This is a genomic window from Streptomyces europaeiscabiei (assembly GCF_001550375.1).
GTDB lineage: Bacteria > Actinomycetota > Actinomycetes > Streptomycetales > Streptomycetaceae > Streptomyces > Streptomyces europaeiscabiei.
The window spans coordinates 1-18,513 of record NZ_LRTR01000685.1 but is presented as its reverse complement, the minus strand read 5'-3'; the positions used below and the strand labels follow the sequence as shown (position 1 = coordinate 18,513).

Here is an 18,513-nt window from a genome sequence, read left to right as displayed (position 1 = left end):
GGCGGGGCCCCGGAGGCCCCCGGGAAGCCCTCCGCGGCCCCTGGGGAGGCGTACGCCGACCCCGCCCCCGAGACCGCCGGGCAGGCCCCGGAAGCCGCCCAGGAGCCCGCTGAGCCGATCGGCGAGGCCGACGCGGAGACGAAGGACGGCGAACGGCCCGAGGCGCTGGAGACGGCTCCTGAGACATCCGGGGCCGCCGCTGCCGCCGGGACCGGCGGGACTGCCGAGGGCGACCCGGCGTCGGCCGACGAGCCCGCCCCGGCCCTGCCCCCGCACGACGACCACCCCCTCGCCTCCTTCGTCCTGCGCGTCAACGGCACGGAGCGGCCCGTCAGCGACGCATGGATCGGCGAGTCGTTGCTCTACGTGCTGCGCGAGCGGCTCGGCCTCGCGGGCGCCAAGGACGGCTGCTCGCAGGGCGAGTGCGGCGCCTGCAACGTCCAGGTCGACGGCCGGCTCGTGGCGTCCTGCCTGGTGCCCGCCGTCACCGCCGCGGGCAGCGAGGTGCGCACCGTCGAGGGCCTCGCCGCCGACGGGCAGCCCTCGGACGTGCAGCGGGCCCTCGCCAAGTGCGGTGCCGTGCAGTGCGGTTTCTGCGTGCCCGGCATGGCGATGACCCTGCACGACCTCCTGGAGGGCAACCCCGCCCCCAGTGACCTGGAGACCCGCCAGGCGCTCTGCGGCAACCTCTGCCGCTGCTCCGGCTACCGGGGCGTCCTGGCGGCCGTCCGCGACGTCGTCGCCGAACGCGAGGCGCACTCGGCAGCGGAGAACGAGGCCGCCGCGGACACCGACGAGGCGCGCATCCCGCACCAGGCGGGCCCGGGCGCGGGCGGCGTCAACACGGCGGCGTACGACTCCCAGGGATCACCTCCACCGGCACCGCACGACCCGGACCGGTCCTACGGCGGCCAGGGGCTGTCGTTCACCAACCCGGACGAGTCGTACGGCGGCCAGGGCCAGTCCTTCGGCGGTCAGGGCGACAGCTTCGGCGGTCAGGGCGACACCTACGGTGGCCAGGGCCAGTCCTTCGGCGGTCAGGACGACAGCTTCGGCGGTCAGGGCGACACCTATGGTGGCCAGGGCCAGTCCTTCGGCGGTCAGGACGACACCTACGGTGGCCAGGGGCAGTCGTTCGGCGGTCAGGACGAGTCGTACGGCGGCCAGGGGCAGTCCTTCGGCGGTCAGGACGAGTCGTACGGCGGCCAGGGCCGGTCGTTCGGCCAGGACGGAGGCCAGGCGTGAGCAACGAAACCGTCATCGCGACGTCCGCGGGCTCCGGCGAGGCCGCACCCGCCCCCGAGCAGCTGCCGCACGGCCTGGGCGCGAACCTGCCGTCCGCCGACGCCCGCGCCAAGTCGGAGGGCACCTTCCCGTACGCGGCCGACCTGTGGGCCGAGGGCCTGCTGTGGGCCGCCGTGCTCCGCTCGCCGCACCCGCACGCGCGCATCGTGTCGATCGACACGTCCCACGCGCGCGAGATGCCCGGCGTACGGGCCGTCATCACCCACGAGGACGTGCCGGGAGTCTCCCTGCACGGCCGCGGCAAGGCCGACCGGCCCCTGTTCGCCTCCGAGGTCGTACGCCACCACGGCGAGCCCATCGCGGCCGTCGCCGCCGACCACCCCGACACCGCGCGCATGGCCGCCGCCGCAGTCATCGTCGAGTACGAGGTGCTCGACCCGGTGATCGACCCGGAGCAGGCCTTCGAGGCCGAGCCTCTGCACCCCGACGGCAACCTCATCCGCCACATCCCGCTGCGCCACGGCGACCCGGACGCGGCCGGCGAGATCGTCGTCGAGGGCCAGTACCGCATCGGCCGCGCGGACCCGGCCCCCATCGGCGCCGAGGCCGGCCTCGCCGTGCCCCGCCCCGACGGCGGCGTCGAGCTGTACGTGGCCTCCACCGACCCGCACACCGACCGCGACGCCGCGGCCGCCTGCTACGGCCTGGTCCCCGACCGCGTCAAGATCGTCGTCACCGGTGTCCCCGGCGCCACCGCCGACCGCGAGGACCAGGGCTTCCAGCTCCCGCTCGGCCTGCTGGCCCTGAAGACGGGCTGCCCGGTCAAGCTGACGGCCACCCGCGAGGAGTCCTTCCTCGGCCACGCACACCGGCACCCCACCTTGCTGAGATACCGGCACCACGCGGACGCCGAGGGCAGGCTGGTCAAGGTCGAGGCGCAGATCCTCCTCGACGCGGGCGCGTACGCCGACACCTCGTCGGAGGCGCTGGCAGCCGCCGTCTCCTTCGCCTGCGGCCCGTACGTCGTCCCGAACGCCTTCATCGAGGGCTGGGCGGTGCGCACCAACAACCCGCCCTCCGGCCATGTTCGCGGCGAGGGCGCCATGCAGGTCTGCGCCGCGTACGAGGCACAGATGGACAAGCTGGCGAAGAAGCTGGGCATCGACCCGGCCGAGCTGCGCATGCGCAACGTGATGTCCACGGGAGACGTGCTGCCGACGGGCCAGTCGGTGACCTGCCCGGCCCCGGTCGCCGAACTCCTCCAGGCCGTCCAGGAGTTCCCGCTGCCGGCCCTCCCCAAGGACACCCCCGAGGAGGAGTGGCTGCTCCCGGGCGGTCCCGAGGGCGCGGGCGAGCCGGGTGCCGTCCGGCGCGGCGTCGGCTACGGCCTCGGCATGGTCCACATGCTCGGCGCCGAGGGCGCGGACGAGGTCTCCACGGCCACCGTGAAGGTCCACGACGGCATCGCGACCGTCCTGTGTGCGGCCGTCGACACCGGCCAGGGCTTCTCCACCCTCGCCCGGCAGATCGTCCAGGAGACCCTGGGCATCGACGAGGTCCACATCGCCCAGGTCGACACCGACCAGCCCCCGGCGGGCCCGAGCTGCCGAGGCCGCCACACCTGGGTCTCGGGCGGCGCGGTGGAACGGGCGGCCAAGATGGTCCGCACACAGCTGCTCCAGCCCCTGGCGCACAAGTTCGGCATGTCCACGGAACTGCTGCAGATCACCGACGGCAAGATCACGTCGTACGACGGTGTCCTGTCGACCACGGTCGCGGAGGCACTGGAGGGCAAGGAACTCTGGGCCACCGCCCAGTGCCGCCCCCATCCGACCGAGCCGTTGGACGGCGCCGGTCAGGGCGACGCGTTCGTGGGCCTGGCGTTCTGCGCGATCCGCGCGGTCGTGGACGTCGACATCGAGCTCGGTTCCGTACGGGTCGTGGAGCTTGCCGTCGCCCAGGACGTCGGCCGGATCCTCAACCCGACACAACTCGCGGCGCGTATCGAGGCGGGCGTCACCCAGGGCGTGGGCGTGGCCCTCACGGAGAACCTCCGCACCCCCCGAGGCCTCATCCGCCACCCCGACCTCACCGGCTACGCCCTGCCCACCGCCCTCGACACCCCCGACATCCAGATCGTCAAACTGGTCGAGGAGCGGGACGTCATCGCCCCCTTCGGCGCGAAGGCGGCCAGCGCGGTACCGGTGGTCACGTCTCCTGCTGCCATCGCGGCGGCGGTCCGGGCGGCCACGGGTCGCCCCGTGAACCGCCTCCCCATCCGGCCGCAGGCAGCGGTGGTGACGGGAGCGTAGGGGTGCGTGAGCGGATCCCCGCGTAGCCCCTGAGGTGCGTGTTCGCGTGTACGTCGGGCGTTGTCAGTGGGGCGGCGTATGGTTCTCGGCAGTGGGGAGAACGACCGCTCGGCGGCGCCGCATCCCCACGGGGGAAGCACGCTGCGGACCATGTGCCGGGGGGAGCCATGAGCACAATGACGATGGGGACAATGGGCCTGACGGACCTGAACGACCTGAACGATCTGAACCACTTGAACGACCTGGCGGTGCTGACCGGGGGACCGGTCACCCACTCCGGACTGGAGCTGGACCTGCCCGCCCGGCTGCTGGACGAGGAGTTCGGCCAGAGCGCGGTGTGGCGCTTCGAGGACTTCGACTTCCCGGCCACCCTCACCCACGAGCCGACCCGCCGCTTCCTGCGGAACATGGGCCTGCCCGAGAACCACGGCTTCTTCCAGCTCGACACGGACATCCCGCTGCAGACCCTCGCCGAGTACCAGGCGAACGAACGCCCCGGTGAGTCCACCCCCGGGCGACTCCCGGCCGGAGCCGCCCACCTGATCCGCCTCGGCCACTTCGTCGAGGGCGACAGCCTCGTCGTCGACGGCACCACAGGCGCGATCCTCAACTGGAGCGAGCCCGAGTCGGCGCTCTGTCCCCTCGGCGCCGACATCTCCACCCTCGCCTTCACCCTCTGGCTCCTCCACCGCGAGAAGCGCGAGGGGACAGCCGCGGGCTGCTGGGTGGAGACCTTGCGCAACAAGGCCTGCGCGGGCCTCTGAGACCGCGGGCACACGAAGACGGCCGACCACTGAACAGCGGTCGGCCATCATCGTGCTGGAGGCCGTGGCGGGAATCGAACCCGCGTAACTCGCTTTGCAGGCGAGTCCCTCAACCACTCGGGCACACGGCCGGGTCGAAAGCGTCAGGGTTGTCGTGCCTGTCGCTCCGGACTCGATGTGAAGACCGTAGGCGGGGCCCGGGTGCGGGCTCAAGGGGCGCGGAGGTGCTGCAACGGGACTGCCACACGCCGTTCATGAACGGCGGGGCGTACGACGAAGGTCCCGGGTGGTGGGGGACTTCGGACAGGGGCGAATGTCGGTCGTGCCCCTTACCCTGGCGGGCATGACCGACCTCGAACCGCGTCGTACAGCTGTCTCGCGGACCTCTGTCCCGCCCGCTGTCCCCGACGGCGAGGAAAGCGTGCTGAGCCGCTCCTACCGGGGGCTCAGTATCGGGATCGTCTCGGTCGTGCTGCTGATCGCGTTCGAGGCCATGGCGGTCGGCACGGCCATGCCGGTCGCGGCGCGGGAGCTGGACGGGATCGCGGTGTACGGGTTCGCGTTCTCGGCGTACTTCACGACGAGCTTGTTCGGGATGGTGCTGGCGGGGCAGTGGGCGGACCGGCGGGGGCCGTTGGGGGCGCTGACGGCAGGGATCGGTGGTTTCGCGGCCGGTCTGATGCTGTCGGGGACCGCAGGGGCGATGTGGCTCTTCGTCCTCGGGCGGGCCGTGCAGGGGCTCGGCGGCGGGCTGGTGATCGTCGCGCTGTACGTGGTGGTCGGGCGCGCGTACCCGGAGCGGCTGCAGCCGTCGATCATGGCGGCCTTCGCGGCGAGCTGGGTCGTCCCGTCCGTGGTCGGCCCCCTCGTCTCCGGCGCGGTGACGGAACAGCTGGGCTGGCGCTGGGTGTTCGTGGGCATTCCGGTGCTCGTCGTTCTGCCCCTGGGGCTGGCGCTGCCCCAGATACGGCGGAGGGCCTCCGGGCCGGTGACGACCGAGGGGGCGGCGGCGCAGGTCGCCGCCCCCTCCGTCGGCCGTCGCCGTATCCGGCTCGCCTTCGGTATCTCGCTCGGGGCCGGGCTGTTGCAGTACGCGGCTCAGGATCTGCGGTGGTGGTCGTTGGTACCGGCGGTGGTGGGGGCCGGGCTGCTGGTGCCGGCCGTGCTGGGGCTGTTGCCGCGGGGGACGTACCGGGCGGTGCGGGGGCTGCCGTCGGTGGTGTTGCTGCGCGGGGTGGCCGCGGGGTCGTTCGTGGCGGCCGAGTCGTTCGTGCCGTTGATGCTGGTCACGCAGCGGGGGTTGTCACCGACACTCGCCGGGTTCTCGCTCGCGGCGGGCGGGGGGACCTGGGCGCTGGGGTCGTGGCTGCAGGCGCGGGCGCGGGTGGAGCCGTACCGGGAACGGCTGATGACGGTGGGGATGGTGCTGGTCGCGGCGGCGATCACCACACTGCCGGGTGCGCTGATCCACTCCGTCCCCGTGTGGACCGTGGCCGTCGCGTGGGCCTTCGGGTGCTTCGGGATGGGGCTCGTCATCTCCTCCACCAGCGTCCTTCTGCTCCAGCTCTCCGCCCCCGAACAGGCCGGCACCAACTCCGCCGCCCTCCAGATGTCCGACGGCCTCTCCAACGCGCTCCTCCTCGCCGGGGGAGGCGCCGCCTTCGCCGCGCTGGGCGGCGGCACGGTCGCCCACACGACCAGCACCACGGCCTCCGGCGCCGGTTCGCACCCGGCGGCCTTCGTCGCGGTGTTCCTGCCGATGGCGGGGGTGGCGTTGGTGGGGGCTTGGGTGACTACGCGGTTGCGGGCGCCTGCGGTGGAGGCTGCCTGACGAAAGCGTGATGACACTGCGTGGTACTACGTAGTACCGTTTAATGCATGGCTGGATTGAACCTGCGGTTTACGGACGAAGAGCTCGACGCCCTGCGTGAGCGCGCGGCGGCGGAGGGGCGCAGCATGCAGGCCTTCGCGCACGACGCGGTGGTCGCGGCCATAAACGAGCACTCGAGACTGTTCAACGAGGCGGCCGAGCACGTGCTGAAGGCCAGCGCCGAGTTGAACCGGAGGCTCGCCTGATGCACTACCTCACGCTGCCCGAGGTCCTGAATCTGGCGGAGCGGCTCGGGGCGGACGAGGTGCGCGACTACGGGCTGCTGGACTCGGCCCTGGCGCGTCCCCAGTCCAGCGTGTTCGGGCAGGACGCCTACCCGGACGTGTGGCAGAAGGCTGCCGCGTTGATGGAGTCGCTGGCTCGCAACCACGCCCTTGTCGACGGGAACAAGCGCATCGCCTGGTACGCGACCTGGGTTTTCCTGCATGTGAACGGGCACGCCTTGGATGCCGGCTTCGACGTGGACGAAGCGGAGCAGTTCGTGCTGGACGTCTGTCAGGGCGCATTGGACGTACCCAAGATCGCCGCGCAGTTGCCGCGCTTCGCGCGTTGACGTCGTCGGCCGTTCTGTGTGAGGTGGGTCCCACCTGCGGCCGACCCGGTCCCGTTCGCGCGTTGACGGAAGCGGGGCGCCGGTAGGGTGGCCCGGTTGTCATACGTAGCCGAGGCGGGCGGTTCGCTGCGCGAGTCGCCCGGGGCTACCCGCCGAGCCGCTCGACCCCCAGACCGGAGACCGTGACTACCACCGCCGCCTCCTCGAGCCACCACCTCTCTCCCGCCTTTCCCGGCCGCGCCCCATGGGGTACGGCCGGCAAGCTGCGCGCCTGGCAGCAGGGGGCGATGGAGAGGTATATCCAGGAGCAGCCGCGGGACTTCCTCGCGGTCGCGACCCCGGGCGCCGGGAAGACCACCTTCGCGCTGACGCTCGCGTCCTGGCTGCTGCACCACCACGTCGTGCAGCAGGTGACGGTCGTGGCGCCCACCGAGCATCTGAAGAAGCAGTGGGCCGAGGCCGCGGCGCGGATAGGGATCAAGCTGGACCCGGAGTACAGCGCGGGGCCGCTCAGCAAGGAGTACGACGGGGTCGCCGTCACGTACGCGGGTGTGGGTGTGCGGCCCATGCTGCATCGCAATCGCAGCGAGCAGCGCAAGACCCTCGTCATCCTCGACGAGATTCACCACGCGGGCGACAGCAAGTCCTGGGGCGAAGCGTGCCTGGAGGCCTTCGAGCCCGCCACCCGGCGGCTCGCGCTCACCGGTACACCCTTCCGTTCCGACACCAACCCCATCCCCTTCGTGGCGTACGAGGAGGGGACGGACGGGATCCGGCGGTCGTCCGCCGACTACACCTACGGCTACGGCAACGCGCTCGCCGACAACGTCGTGCGGCCCGTCATCTTCCTCTCCTACAGCGGCAACATGCGCTGGCGGACCAAGGCGGGCGACGAGATCGCCGCGCGCCTCGGCGAGCCCATGACCAAGGACGCGGTCAGCCAGGCCTGGCGTACCGCCCTCGATCCGCGCGGTGAGTGGATGCCGAGCGTGCTGCGCGCCGCCGACCAGCGGCTCACCGAGGTCAGGAAGGGCATCCCGGACGCCGGTGCGCTCGTCATCGCCACCGACCAGGACTCCGCCCGCGCCTACGCCAAACTGATCCGGGAGATCACGGGGACGAGCGCGACGGTCGTCCTGTCCGACGACTCGGGTGCCTCGAACCGTATCGACGAGTTCAGCGCCGGCACCGACCGGTGGATGGTCGCCGTGCGGATGGTGTCCGAGGGCGTCGACGTGCCCCGGCTGGCGGTGGGGGTCTACGCCACCACCATCTCCACCCCGCTCTTCTTCGCCCAGGCCGTCGGACGTTTCGTACGGTCCCGGCGGCGCGGCGAGACCGCGTCCGTTTTCCTGCCGACCATCCCCGACCTGCTGACCTTCGCCAACGAGATGGAGGTGGAGCGGGACCACGCCCTCGACAAGCCGAAGAAGGAGGGCGAGGAGGACCCGTACGCCGAGGAGGACAAGCTCCTGGCGGAGGCGGAGCGGGAGCAGGACGAGGACACCGGCGATCAGGACATGCTGCCGTTCGAGGCGCTGGAGTCCGACGCCGTGTTCGACCGGGTCATGTACAACGGCGCCGAGTTCGGTATGCAGGCTCACCCCGGGAGTGAGGAGGAGCAGGACTACCTCGGGATTCCGGGGCTGCTGGAGCCGGACCAGGTGCAGCTGCTGCTCCAGAAGCGGCAGGCCCGACAGATCGCGCACAGCCGCAAGAAGCCGGACGCCGAGGCCGACCTGGTGGAGCTGCCGGCCGACCGGCGGCCCGTCGTCACCCACAAGGAGCTGCTTGAGCTGCGGAAACAGCTCAACGGCATGGTCGGCGCGTACTCCCATCAGACCGGTAAGCCGCACGGTGTCATCCACACCGAGGTACGGCGTGTGTGCGGTGGCCCGCCGAGTGCCGAGGCTACGGCGGGGCAGCTGCGGCAGCGCATCGCCAAGGTGCAGGAGTGGGCCACCCGGATGAAGTGACGTCCGGAGAGGGTGCTCCGACACGTCAGGGGAGCGCGCTCCGAGGCGGGGGGAGTGTGCTCCGAGCGCCGGGGGAGTGTGCTCCGAGTTCCGGGAGTGCGCCCCGGGTGGTGCGTCCTGGGCGGTGCGCCCGTACATAGCGCGACAAAACGAAGTAGTCCGTACCGGTCACTGCCCGGATTCTGGACGGAGTCTTCCGCTCAGCGAACCCGCTCGTCTACTGTCCCGCTACGCATACGCCCCGTGGCAGCGCCGCCGCGGAGCGCAGCCGTGAAGCGACTCCGCCCGGATCATCCGGGTTCAGCCGATCGGCGGCCTCTGTAGCGCGACGCCGAACGGGACCGGTGACGCATCAGCCGTGACAGGGGTCGCCGCCCTCACCACGAAGGAGTGGGCGTCGTGACCGCGGAGACTTCTCAGACGCTTGATCGGGGACTGCGCGTCCTCAAGCTGCTGGCCGACACCGATCACGGGCTGACCGTCACCGAGCTTTCCAACAAGCTCGGGGTCAACCGAACTGTTGTGTACCGTCTGCTCGCGACCCTGGAACAGCACTCCCTCGTACGACGTGACCTGGGCGGACGTGCCCGGGTCGGGCTGGGGGTGCTGCGGCTCGGGCGGCAGGTGCACCCGCTGGTGCGGGAGGCCGCGTTGCCCGCCCTGCGGTCGTTGGCCGAGGACATAGGGGCGACGGCCCATCTCACTCTCGTCGACGGGACCGAGGCACTGGCCGTCGCGGTCGTCGAGCCGACGTGGACGGACTACCACGTGGCGTACCGGGCCGGCTTCCGTCACTCGCTGGACCGGGGCGCCGCGGGGCGGGCGATCCTGTCGGGCCGGCAGCAGCCGGGGGACTGGCCCGGGTACGCGCTCACGCACGGGGAGCTGGAGGCGGGGGCCAGCGGGGCCGCCGCGCCGCTGCTCGGGGTGACGGGGGTCGAGGGCAGTGTGGGAGTCGTGATGCTGGCCGACGCGGTGCCGGAGCGGGTCGGGCCGCGTGTGATGGACGCGGCCCGAGAGGTGGCCGACGCGCTGCGGTGACGCGGGGCGGCTCGGCCACCCGGTGAAGCGGGGCGGCTCGGCCCGCCGCGGTCACTCCGTCTCGGTGTCCAGTGTGCTCAGCCAGTCCAGCAGGTGCTTGTTGAACGTGTCCGGCTGTTCCATGTTGGCGTAGTGGGCGGTGCCCTCCATCGAGACGGCCCGGCCCCTGCCCGCGACCGTCCTGGTCAGGCGTTCGGCCATGGCGATGAGGTCGGGGGCGTCGAGGGCGCCGTTGATGGCGAGGGTGGGGGCGGTGATGGTGGCGGCGCGGGCCCAGGTGTCGGTCACCGGGACGTGCCAGTCCGTCTCGCCCACGGTGTGCTTGGCGGCGGTGGCGCGGCTCATCTCCCGTACGCGCCGCACGATCTCGGGGTCCACGTCGTCGACCGTGCGGTGCGGGCCGGCGACTGCCTCACCGACCACGTCGAGCCAGCCCTCGATGTCGCCGGACATCAGCGTGCCGTAGTAGCGGGCGACGCTGTCCTTGGTCCAGGGGTCCGTGTGCTCGGGCTCACTGGTGCCGACGCCGCTGACGACGAGGGCGCGTACGAGTCCGGGATGCTCCAGTGCCGTGTCGACGGCCGTGCCTCCGCCCATCGACATGCCGATCAGGACCGCCGGGCCCGTGTCCAGGTGGCGCAGCAGCGCGGCGAGGTCGTCGGTGAGGCGGAACGGCCTGCTCGCGTTGGCGGAGGCGCCGTGCCCTCGGGCGTCCGGCGCGATGACGCGGTGACCGGCCGCGAGGGCGGGCACCAGATCGCGCCACATGCGGTGATCGGTGAAGCCGCCGTGCAGCAGCACGAGCGGGGTGCCCGAACCGACGTCCAGGTAGGCGAGCGGACCGTCGTCGGACCGAAACGTGCGCGTGGGTACCTGTGAGGCATCAGTCATGACAACTAAGGTGTCATAATGGAGAGAGGATGACAACTGGGTTGTCATTCTGTTCGATGGTGGAGTGTGGAGTGTGGACGAGAATGACCCCGTGACAGAGAACAATGAGCCGCTGCCGCCCGACGTGCTCGCCGGGCGGCTGTCCGAGGTGTTCGCCGTCCTGGGCCCCCTCTACCGGCGGACGACCCGCGCGCTGGAGCTGAAGGAGCGGAAGGAGGGGTTCCCTGTCGGTGTGCGTGCCGTGCTGGAGCTGTTGCGCATGGGCGGGCGGCCCATGACGGTGCCGCAGATGGGCCGGACGCTGGCGCTGAGCAGGCAGTTCGTGCAGCGGATGGTCAACGAGGCGGCGGGGCGGGACCTCGTCGAGGCCATCCCGAACCCCGCGCACCAGCGCTCCTCCCTGATCCGGCTGACCGACGCCGGCCGTACGACCATCGACGCGCTGGTGGCCCGGGAGAGCGCGCTGCTGAAGCAGGCGAGCGGTGAGCTGACGGGGGCCGACGTCGACGCCTGTGTACGGGTGCTGACGCATCTCCTCGAACTCTTCGAGGACGTGGACGTCAACTGAGACCCGTCGGCCCGCCGTGCCGGCTCCCGCCCACGGGTGCCACCGCCCCCTGGCCGGAAGTGTCCCTCACGTTAGATTGACCCCGTGCTCTCTCGTCTCTCCAGCCTTTCGCGTCCCGTGGCCGTAGCCGTATGCGCCCTGCCCGTGGTGGGGCTGCTCACCGCGGCGGTGTTCGCGCCGTTGCCGTTCTCCGTTGCGCAGCCGGGGATGACGGCGAACGTGCTGGGAGAGAACAAGGGCGATCCGGTGATCACGATCAGCGGCGCGGAGGCCCGGAAGACCAGCGGGCAGCTGCGGATGACGACGATCGAGGCGACGGGGCCGGACACCCGCGTCGGGCTCGGCGACGTGCTCGACGGCTGGTTCCGCACGGACCAGGCCGTCATGCCGCGCGAGGCGGTCTACCCCAGCGGCGACACCGCGGAGGAGATCCAGGAGTACAACGCGGCCGAGATGAAGGAGTCCCAGGACACGGCCACCGAGGCGGCTCTCGCCTACCTCGGCGAGGACTCCGGCGACATCCAGGTCACCCTGCGGCTCGCCGATGTCGGCGGTCCCAGCGCGGGCCTGCTCTTCTCCCTCGGCATCGTCGACAAGCTCGACGGCGACGGCAGCGGCGGCGACCTCACGGGCGGTCGCGTCATCGCCGGTACGGGCACCATCGACACGGACGGCCGGGTCGGCGCGGTCGGCGGGGTCACCCTCAAGACCCAGGCGGCCCGTCGCGACGGCGCCACCGTCTTCCTCGTCCCCAAGGCCGAGTGCTCGGACGCGAAGGCCGAACTGCCCAAGGGGCTGCGGCTCATCCCGGTGACGACCCTCAAGGGCGCGGTCGGCTCGCTCGTGGCGCTGGAGACGGGCAAGGGCTCCGTACCCAACTGCTGAACCAGACCGCTGAACCAGACCCCTGGGCCAACCCCTGAATCAAACTTCTGGGTCAAACCCTTGGATCAAACCGCTGATCAAACCGCTGCATCTGCGGCTGATCCCGGCCGCCGATCGACAGCCGCCGACCGGCTGAGCTTCCACGAACTCACCCCTCCCGCACGAACCCCTCCGCCACCATCCACTCCAACGCCACCCGGTGCGGATCCTCCCCGTCGACGTCCACCCTGGCGTTCAGCTCGCGTGCCACGTCGTTGTCGAGCTTCTTCGTGAGGGGCGCGAGGACGTCGGCGATCTCCGGCCACTCCTTCAGCGTCGCGGAGTTGATCTCGGGTGCCGCGTTGTAGTTGGGGAAGAACTTCCGGTCGTCGTCCATCACGGCCAGCTTCATCGACGCGATGCGCCCGTCGGTCGTGTAGACCTCCCCGAACAGGCAACTCCCCTTGGCCGCCTGGGTGTAGATGATCCCGCTGTCCATCTGGGTGATGTTCCGGGTGGGCAGGTTCATCCCGTACGCCTTCTGCATGCCCGGCAGTCCGTCCGCGCGGTTGGCGAACTCGCTCTCCACGCACAGGGTGACGGCCCCCGGCTCCTTCGCCGCCAGCAGGGCCACTTCGGAGAGGGTCTTCGTGGCGTATTCGGCGAGGTTGGAGCGGTTCAGGGCGAGGGCGTACGTGTTGTTGAGCGCGGAGGGCGGGAGCCAGGTCAGGCCGTTCTCCAGATCGGCGTCACGTACCGCCTCCCACTGCCGTCGCGGGTCGGTGACGGGGGTGCTGTTGCCCTGGTAGGTGATCCAGGCCGTGCCCGTGTACTCGTACATGGCGTCCGCGTCCCCGCTCCGCACCGCCTCCCGGGCGCCGAACGACCCCTGGATGCCGGTGCGGTCGAGCACCTCCGCTCCGGCCGCCTGGAAGGCGATGCCCATGACGGCGCCGAGGATCAGGTTCTCGGTGAAGTCCTTGGAGGTGACGGTCAGGTCGGCGCCGTCGAGGGGCCGGCCCTGCCCGACCGAGCCCGGCAGGACGTCGTCGGTCATGGGGGAGCCGCTGGTCAGCCCGCAGCCGGTCACCAGCAGCAGCGCCGGCAGGAGAGGTGTCCGCCGGGTCACGAATCCGCCTCCAGCCCCCGTGGCCGGAGCAGCAGTTCGGCCAGCGAGGCGAGCCAGTCGACCAGCAGGGCCAGGCAGACCGTGAGGATCGAGCCGAGCACGAGGACGGGCATGCGCTGGTTGGTGATCCCGGTAGTGATCAGTACGCCGAGGCCGCCACCCCCGCCGAAGGTGGCGAGGGTCGCCGTGCCCACGTTCAGGACGAGGGCCGTCCGTACACCCGCGAGGATCAGCGGTACGGCCAGGGGGAGTTCGACGCGGGCGAGCACCTCCGCCGGGGACATGCCGATGCCCCGGGCGGCTTCGAGGAGGGTCGGGTCGTTCGCCTTCAGGCCGGCGATCGTGTTGGAGAGGACGGGCAGGACGGCGTAGACGATGATGCCGATCAGGGCCGCCTCCCGGCCGATGCCCAGCCAGATCACGAGCAGCGCGAGCAGGCCGATGGCCGGGGCGGCCTGGCCGGTGTTGGCGACGGTCATGGCGACCGGGGTGGCCTTCCGGCACGCGTCCCGGGTCAGCAGGACGCCGAGCGGGATCGCGATGATCAGCACGAAGAAGGTCGAGATCGCGGTCAGCTGGATGTGCTGCCACAGGGCCTGCCACACCTGCCCGTTCGACAGGGCGTTCGAGGAGAGTGCGTCCAGTTCGGCCTGCTGGAACCAGATCCAGGTGGTGAGCAGGACGACCACGAGGACGGAGGGCAGCAGCGTCAGCTTCTGCCAGGTCACCCTGGGGGCGGGGGCGGGGGCCGTGTCCGGCGGAGGGGCCTCGGCGGTGGGCGACGTCCCGTCGGAGGGAGGGACCGCCCCCGGCGCGGGTGAAGCGGCCGGCCTGGAGGCCCGGCCCGGCGCGGAGACGTCCTCCGGCGCGGACGCGGAGTCCGCCTCGGTGGCTGTGGTGTCGGCGCTGATGTCGGAGTCCGCCTCGATGTTGGTGTCGGCCTCGGTGGTGTCGGCCCTGATCACGGAGTCCGCCTCGGCGGTGGCGTCGGCCCTGATCGCGCAGTCCGCCTCGTCTGCGGTGGCGTCGGCTCCCATCGCGGAGCCCGCCTCGCCGACCGTCGCCTCCCCGGTCGTGGAGCCCATCTCGGCGGCGGTCATGGCGCCCTCTCCCCTCCGTCGCTCTCCCCTCCGTCACTCTCCCCCTCGTCGGGTGTCCGCTCGTCGGGCGTCCGTCCGGTGCGGGTCTCCTCCAGTTCGTGATGGCGTTCCAGCGCGTCCACCCGGTCGGCTTCCATGCGTCCGCGGACGGAGTCGAGCAGGGTCTCCATGTCCACGACGCCGGTGTACTCCCCGTGCCGCCCGGTGACGGCGACCCGTCCCGCGTTGTCGGTCAGCACGGCCTCCAGAGCGTCCCGCAGGGTGGCGTCCCCGGTCACGGTGGTGCGCACCGGGGCCCCGGCCCGCGCGAGCGACCCCTCGGCGCGCAACAGGTCGTCGCGCCGTAGCCACCTGGAGGGCCGTCCGTTCCGGTCGAGGAGCAGTACCTCGTCGGCGGCGCCGGCCCGCAGCCGGTCGAGGACCTGCGGCAGTGGCTCGCCCAGGGTGACCGTCGGACAGCCGGTCACCTCGACATCCCGTACGCGCGTCAGGTGGAGCCGCTTGAGGGCGGCGCCCGCGCCCACGAAACCGGAGACGAAGTCGTCGGCCGGTCCTGCGAGGATCGCCTCCGGGGTGTCGAACTGCGCGATGTGCGACCGCTCCCGCAGGATCGCGATCCGGTCGCCGAGCTTGATCGCCTCGTCGAAGTCATGGGTGACGAACACGATCGTCCTGCGCAGCTCGCGCTGGAGCCGGAGCAGTTCGTCCTGGAGGTGGTCGCGGGTGATCGGGTCCACCGCCCCGAACGGCTCGTCCATCAGCAGGACGGGCGGATCGGCGGCCAACGCCCTTGCCACGCCCACTCGTTGCTGCTGGCCCCCGGAGAGCTGACGCGGATACCGGTCGTGGAACTCGCCCGGGTCGAGGCCCACCAGGTCCAGCATCTCCGCCACCCGCGCCTTCACCCGGGACGCGGACCAGCCGACCATCCTCGGCACGAGCGCGATGTTCTGGGCGACGGTCATGTGCGGGAAGAGGCCGGACGACTGGATGGCATAGCCCACTTTGCGCCGCAGTCCGACCGGATCGATACGGGTGACGTCCTCACCGTTGATCCGGATGGAGCCGCTGGACGGCTCGATCAACCTGTTGATCATCTTGAGCGTCGTCGACTTGCCGCATCCGGAGGGCCCGACGAGGACCACGGTCTCGCCCGCGCCGATCCGCATGGTCACGCCGTCGACGGACGGGTGACGGCTGCCCGGATACTGCTTGCTGAGGTCGACCAACTCGATCGTGGCCCCAGCCGTACCGGTGGCCCCAGCCGTACCCATGGCCCCAGCCGTACCCATGGCCCCCGTCGTGCCGGCCGCTCCCGCCGTGCCCGCCGTGCCCGCCACCTTTGCCGAGCCGCCGTCAGCCACGGATTCCCCTCGGGATCGTCAGCCGCCCGATCAGCACATACGCGGCATCGAACAGCAGTGCGAGGGCGACGATGCCGAGCGTGCCCGCGAGCACCTGGTTGAGGGCGTTCGCGCTGCCCAGCGAGGCGATACCGCGAAAGATCTCGTTGCCGAGGCCCGGCCCGGAGGCATACGCGGCGATCGCGGCGATGCCCATCAGCATCTGCGTGGAGACCCGGATCCCCGTGAGGATCGGCGGCCAGGCGAGCGGCAGTTCGACCAGCAGCAGCCGTAGGGGCCGGGACATCCCGATGCCCTTCGCCGCGTCCACCAGTGCCGGATCGACCCCGCGCAGGCCCACGATCGCGTTCCGCACGACCGGCAGCAGCCCGTACAGCGTCAGGGCGATCACCGTCGGGGCCACACCGAGACCCGCCACCGGGATCAGCAGGCCGATCATGGCGAGGGAGGGGATGGTCAGGAGGGTGGCGGTGGTGGTCGTGGCGAGCCCGGCGGCCCACTCCCTCCGGTAGGTGACGACACCGATCAGGACCCCGACGACCGTGGCCACGACCATGCACTGGAACACCGCGCTGGCGTGTTGGTACGCGTCGAACAGCAGCTTCTCGTGGTAGCTGCCGACGTACTCCCAGAAGCTCACCGGCACGTACCCCCAGGGTCGGCTAGGTCGTGGTCTCCGGGGCCCCTGCGCTGTTCACTCGCGGAGCGCCGCCTGCTCCACCAGCGGGATGATCCGCAGCGGAACGGGGTTCTCCATGACGATCGCCGTGGCGGCCCGGACGATGCCATCAAAACCGACGACCCGGTCGATCACCCGCTGGAGATCGGCGTTCGAACGGGCCACGAGCCGGCACAGCATGTCCCCGCTGCCGGTCGTCGTGTGCAGCTCCAGCACCTCCGGCACGGTCGCCAAGTGGGCCCGTACGTCCGCCCCTTGACCCTGCCTGATCTGCAGCGTCGCGAACGCCGTGACCGGGTAGCCGAGCGCGGCCGGATCCACCTGGGGGCCGAACCCGCGGATGACGCCATTCGACTGAAGCCGGTCGAGCCGGGCCTGCACCGTGCCCCGCGCGACCCCCAGCCGCCGTGACATCTCCAGCACCCCGATCCGCGGCTCGCGCGCGAGCAGGACGATCAGCCGCCCGTCCAGATGATCGATCGCCATGAGACCTCCCGGGATGGTCACCCTGTACAGAACAAGCGGGAGTATGGGTTCTCCGCTGAGCAGATTGTCCAGCAGAATCACGAACTGTTGCGCACCTTGTGGAACGGGTGGAGTCTGCGGCCATGGCAGCCACCTCCGCGCACACAGACCACATCCCCGACACCGCACGGCGGGCGGACCCCTTCCCGGTCAAGGGAATGGACGCGGTCGTCTTCGCCGTGGGCAACGCCAAACAGGCCGCCCACTACTACTCCACCGCGTTCGGCATGCGCCTCGTCGCCTACTGCGGCCCCGAGACCGGCAACCGCGAGACGGCGAGCTACGTCCTGGAGAACGGCTCGGCCCGGTTCGTCCTCACCTCGGTCGTCAAACCCGCCACCACCTGGGGCCACTTCCTCGCCGAGCACGTCGCCGAGCACGGCGACGGCGTCGTCGACCTCGCCATCGAGGTCCCGGACGCCCGCCGCGCGTACGCCTACGCCATCGAGCACGGCGCCCGCAGCGTCGCCGAGCCGTACGAGGTGAAGGACGAGCACGGCACGGTCGTCCTGGCCGCGATCGCCACGTACGGCACGACCCGCCACACCCTCGTCGACCGCTCCGGCTACGACGGCCCGTACCTCCCCGGCTACGTCGCCGCCGATCCCATGGTCGAGCCGCCCGCCCACCGCACCTTCCAGGCCATCGACCACTGTGTCGGCAACGTCGAGCTCGGGCGCATGAACGAGTGGGTGGAGTTCTACAACCGCGTCATGGGCTTCACGAACATGAAGGAGTTCGTGGGCGACGACATCGCCACCGAGTACAGCGCGCTGATGTCGAAGGTCGTGGCGGACGGCACCCTCAAGGTCAAGTTCCCCATCAACGAGCCCGCCATCGCCAAGAAGAAGTCGCAGATCGACGAGTACCTGGAGTTCTACGGCGGCGCGGGCGTCCAGCACATCGCGCTCAACACGAACGACATCGTCCGGACCGTACGGACGATGCGGGCGGCCGGCGTCGAGTTCCTGAACACGCCCGACTCGTACTACGACACGCTGGGGGAGTGGGTCGGCGACACCCGCGTACCCGTCGACACCCTCCGCGAACTCAAGATCCTCGCGGACCGGGACGAGGACGGGTATCTGCTGCAGATCTTCACCAAGCCGGTCCAGGACCGGCCGACGGTCTTCTTCGAGATCATCGAGCGGCACGGGTCGATGGGGTTCGGGAAGGGCAACTTCAAGGCGCTGTTCGAGGCGATCGAGAGGGAGCAGGAGAAGCGGGGCAATCTGTGACCGGGCGCCCAACAGCTCGGGGCTGACTGTGATCGGGCGACTGCGGGTGCGGTGAGGGCTGGTCGCGCAGTTCCCCGCGCCCCATGCTTTTCGGCCCACCGCCCCGTCGTCTTCCAGGCGGCCCACCGCCCTGTCGTCTTCCAGGCGGCCTGCAAGCCCGTCGCTTTCCAGGCCCGCCGTCTCGTCGTCTTCCAGGTCCGCAGGTCCGCAGGTCCGCAGGCCCGTCGCCTTCGAGGCTCGCCGTTCCGTCGGTCCAGGCCCCGCCGTCCCCTCGTCCTTTCAGGCCCGCAGGGCCTGATCTTTCAGGGGCGCGGGGAACTGCGCGACCAGCCCCCACCGAACCCGCACCCGCCAACGAACCGAACCCCCCCCA

Annotated in this window: 17 protein-coding genes and 1 tRNA gene; 11 read left to right on the top strand and 7 right to left on the bottom strand. The window is 71.1% G+C overall.

From position 1 onward, the window contains the following. From AWZ10_RS33745 to AWZ10_RS33735, 3 genes are all read left to right on the top strand, one after another. Window positions 1-1,245 (top strand): (2Fe-2S)-binding protein (locus AWZ10_RS33745; protein ID WP_244172629.1); only part of this gene is annotated, 1,245 nt, incomplete at its 5' end. Further along, window positions 1,242-3,557: a xanthine dehydrogenase family protein molybdopterin-binding subunit gene (locus tag AWZ10_RS33740; RefSeq protein ID WP_046704658.1), complete on the top strand. Its 2,316-nt coding sequence runs from the start codon at window positions 1,242-1,244 to the stop codon at window positions 3,555-3,557. The genes AWZ10_RS33745 and AWZ10_RS33740, both read left to right, overlap by 4 nt. 167 nt (window positions 3,558-3,724) lie before the next feature. Beyond that, on the top strand, window positions 3,725-4,321 hold the full coding sequence (locus AWZ10_RS33735; RefSeq protein ID WP_234361184.1) for an SUKH-4 family immunity protein: 597 nt from the start codon (window positions 3,725-3,727) through the stop codon (window positions 4,319-4,321). A 56-nt stretch (window positions 4,322-4,377) separates the two neighbouring features. On the opposite strand, the gene AWZ10_RS33730 is transcribed toward AWZ10_RS33735, so the two are convergent. After that, window positions 4,378-4,452, bottom strand: a tRNA-Cys gene (locus tag AWZ10_RS33730). Between the two features lie 212 nt (window positions 4,453-4,664). On the opposite strand from AWZ10_RS33730, the gene AWZ10_RS33725 reads away from it, so the two are divergent. The 5 genes from AWZ10_RS33725 to AWZ10_RS33705 all read left to right on the top strand — a co-directional run bounded on the left by AWZ10_RS33725 (window position 4,665) and on the right by AWZ10_RS33705 (window position 9,782). Next, window positions 4,665-6,152 (top strand): MFS transporter, encoded by a 1,488-nt coding sequence (locus AWZ10_RS33725; RefSeq protein ID WP_046704668.1) that lies wholly within the window; start codon window positions 4,665-4,667, stop codon window positions 6,150-6,152. A 47-nt stretch (window positions 6,153-6,199) separates the two neighbouring features. Next, on the top strand, window positions 6,200-6,397 hold the full coding sequence (locus tag AWZ10_RS33720; protein WP_060892904.1) for a hypothetical protein: 198 nt from the start codon (window positions 6,200-6,202) through the stop codon (window positions 6,395-6,397). Beyond that, on the top strand, window positions 6,397-6,765 hold the full coding sequence (locus AWZ10_RS33715) for a type II toxin-antitoxin system death-on-curing family toxin (RefSeq protein ID WP_046704661.1): 369 nt from the start codon (window positions 6,397-6,399) through the stop codon (window positions 6,763-6,765). Before AWZ10_RS33720 ends, AWZ10_RS33715 begins: the two co-directional genes overlap by 1 nt. A 182-nt stretch (window positions 6,766-6,947) precedes the next feature. Beyond that, on the top strand, window positions 6,948-8,741 hold the full coding sequence (locus AWZ10_RS33710) for a DEAD/DEAH box helicase (RefSeq protein ID WP_046704662.1): 1,794 nt from the start codon (window positions 6,948-6,950) through the stop codon (window positions 8,739-8,741). Window positions 8,742-9,140: 399 nt separating this feature from the next. Continuing rightward, on the top strand, window positions 9,141-9,782 hold the full coding sequence (locus AWZ10_RS33705) for an IclR family transcriptional regulator (protein ID WP_033525002.1): 642 nt from the start codon (window positions 9,141-9,143) through the stop codon (window positions 9,780-9,782). 51 nt (window positions 9,783-9,833) lie between these two features. Here the strand turns inward: AWZ10_RS33705 and AWZ10_RS33700 are convergent, their stop codons facing one another. Next, window positions 9,834-10,673: an alpha/beta fold hydrolase gene (locus AWZ10_RS33700; RefSeq protein WP_060892903.1), complete on the bottom strand. Its 840-nt coding sequence runs from the start codon at window positions 10,671-10,673 to the stop codon at window positions 9,834-9,836. Window positions 10,674-10,764: 91 nt separating this feature from the next. Between AWZ10_RS33700 and AWZ10_RS33695 the strand changes: the two genes are divergently transcribed. After that, window positions 10,765-11,241, top strand: a complete 477-nt coding sequence (locus tag AWZ10_RS33695) for a MarR family winged helix-turn-helix transcriptional regulator (RefSeq protein WP_060892905.1) — start codon at window positions 10,765-10,767, stop codon at window positions 11,239-11,241. A 117-nt stretch (window positions 11,242-11,358) separates the two neighbouring features. Next, window positions 11,359-12,126 (top strand): S16 family serine protease, encoded by a 768-nt coding sequence (locus AWZ10_RS33690; RefSeq protein WP_046704664.1) that lies wholly within the window; start codon window positions 11,359-11,361, stop codon window positions 12,124-12,126. A 148-nt stretch (window positions 12,127-12,274) separates the two neighbouring features. Here AWZ10_RS33690 and AWZ10_RS33685 read toward each other — a convergent pair whose 3' ends face one another. The 5 genes from AWZ10_RS33685 to AWZ10_RS33665 all read right to left on the bottom strand — a co-directional run bounded on the left by AWZ10_RS33685 (window position 12,275) and on the right by AWZ10_RS33665 (window position 16,863). Continuing rightward, window positions 12,275-13,162: a glycine betaine ABC transporter substrate-binding protein gene (locus AWZ10_RS33685; RefSeq protein ID WP_078935321.1), complete on the bottom strand. Its 888-nt coding sequence runs from the start codon at window positions 13,160-13,162 to the stop codon at window positions 12,275-12,277. Window positions 13,163-13,230: 68 nt separating this feature from the next. Then, entirely contained in the window at window positions 13,231-14,145 is a 915-nt protein-coding gene (locus tag AWZ10_RS33680) for an ABC transporter permease (protein ID WP_079104543.1), read from the bottom strand. Window positions 14,146-14,330: 185 nt separating this feature from the next. Further along, on the bottom strand, window positions 14,331-15,608 hold the full coding sequence (locus AWZ10_RS33675) for an ABC transporter ATP-binding protein (protein WP_060892902.1): 1,278 nt from the start codon (window positions 15,606-15,608) through the stop codon (window positions 14,331-14,333). 82 nt (window positions 15,609-15,690) lie between these two features. Continuing rightward, window positions 15,691-16,338, bottom strand: a complete 648-nt coding sequence (locus tag AWZ10_RS33670; protein ID WP_046704672.1) for an ABC transporter permease — start codon at window positions 16,336-16,338, stop codon at window positions 15,691-15,693. 54 nt (window positions 16,339-16,392) lie between these two features. Then, the gene (locus AWZ10_RS33665) at window positions 16,393-16,863 is read right to left on the bottom strand and encodes an Lrp/AsnC family transcriptional regulator (protein ID WP_173531508.1); all 471 of its coding nucleotides are present in this window, start codon (window positions 16,861-16,863) and stop codon (window positions 16,393-16,395) included. 122 nt (window positions 16,864-16,985) lie between these two features. Between AWZ10_RS33665 and hppD the strand changes: the two genes are divergently transcribed. After that, window positions 16,986-18,140 (top strand): 4-hydroxyphenylpyruvate dioxygenase, encoded by a 1,155-nt coding sequence (gene hppD / locus AWZ10_RS33660; protein WP_046704666.1) that lies wholly within the window; start codon window positions 16,986-16,988, stop codon window positions 18,138-18,140. Window positions 18,141-18,513 lie beyond the last annotated feature (373 nt).

Coding starts and splice junctions, on each gene's coding strand:
- AWZ10_RS33700 (WP_060892903.1), bottom strand. CDS start 10,673: ATGACTGATGCCTCACAGGTACCCACGCGCACGTTTCGGTCCGACGAC.
- AWZ10_RS33665 (WP_173531508.1), bottom strand. CDS start 16,863: ATGGCGATCGATCATCTGGACGGGCGGCTGATCGTCCTGCTCGCGCGC.
- AWZ10_RS33725 (WP_046704668.1), top strand. CDS start 4,665: ATGACCGACCTCGAACCGCGTCGTACAGCTGTCTCGCGGACCTCTGTC.
- AWZ10_RS33685 (WP_078935321.1), bottom strand. CDS start 13,162: ATGACCGACGACGTCCTGCCGGGCTCGGTCGGGCAGGGCCGGCCCCTC.
- AWZ10_RS33735 (WP_234361184.1), top strand. CDS start 3,725: ATGAGCACAATGACGATGGGGACAATGGGCCTGACGGACCTGAACGAC.
- AWZ10_RS33715 (WP_046704661.1), top strand. CDS start 6,397: ATGCACTACCTCACGCTGCCCGAGGTCCTGAATCTGGCGGAGCGGCTC.
- AWZ10_RS33675 (WP_060892902.1), bottom strand. CDS start 15,608: ATGGGTACGGCTGGGGCCACCGGTACGGCTGGGGCCACGATCGAGTTG.
- hppD (WP_046704666.1), top strand. CDS start 16,986: ATGGCAGCCACCTCCGCGCACACAGACCACATCCCCGACACCGCACGG.
- AWZ10_RS33720 (WP_060892904.1), top strand. CDS start 6,200: ATGGCTGGATTGAACCTGCGGTTTACGGACGAAGAGCTCGACGCCCTG.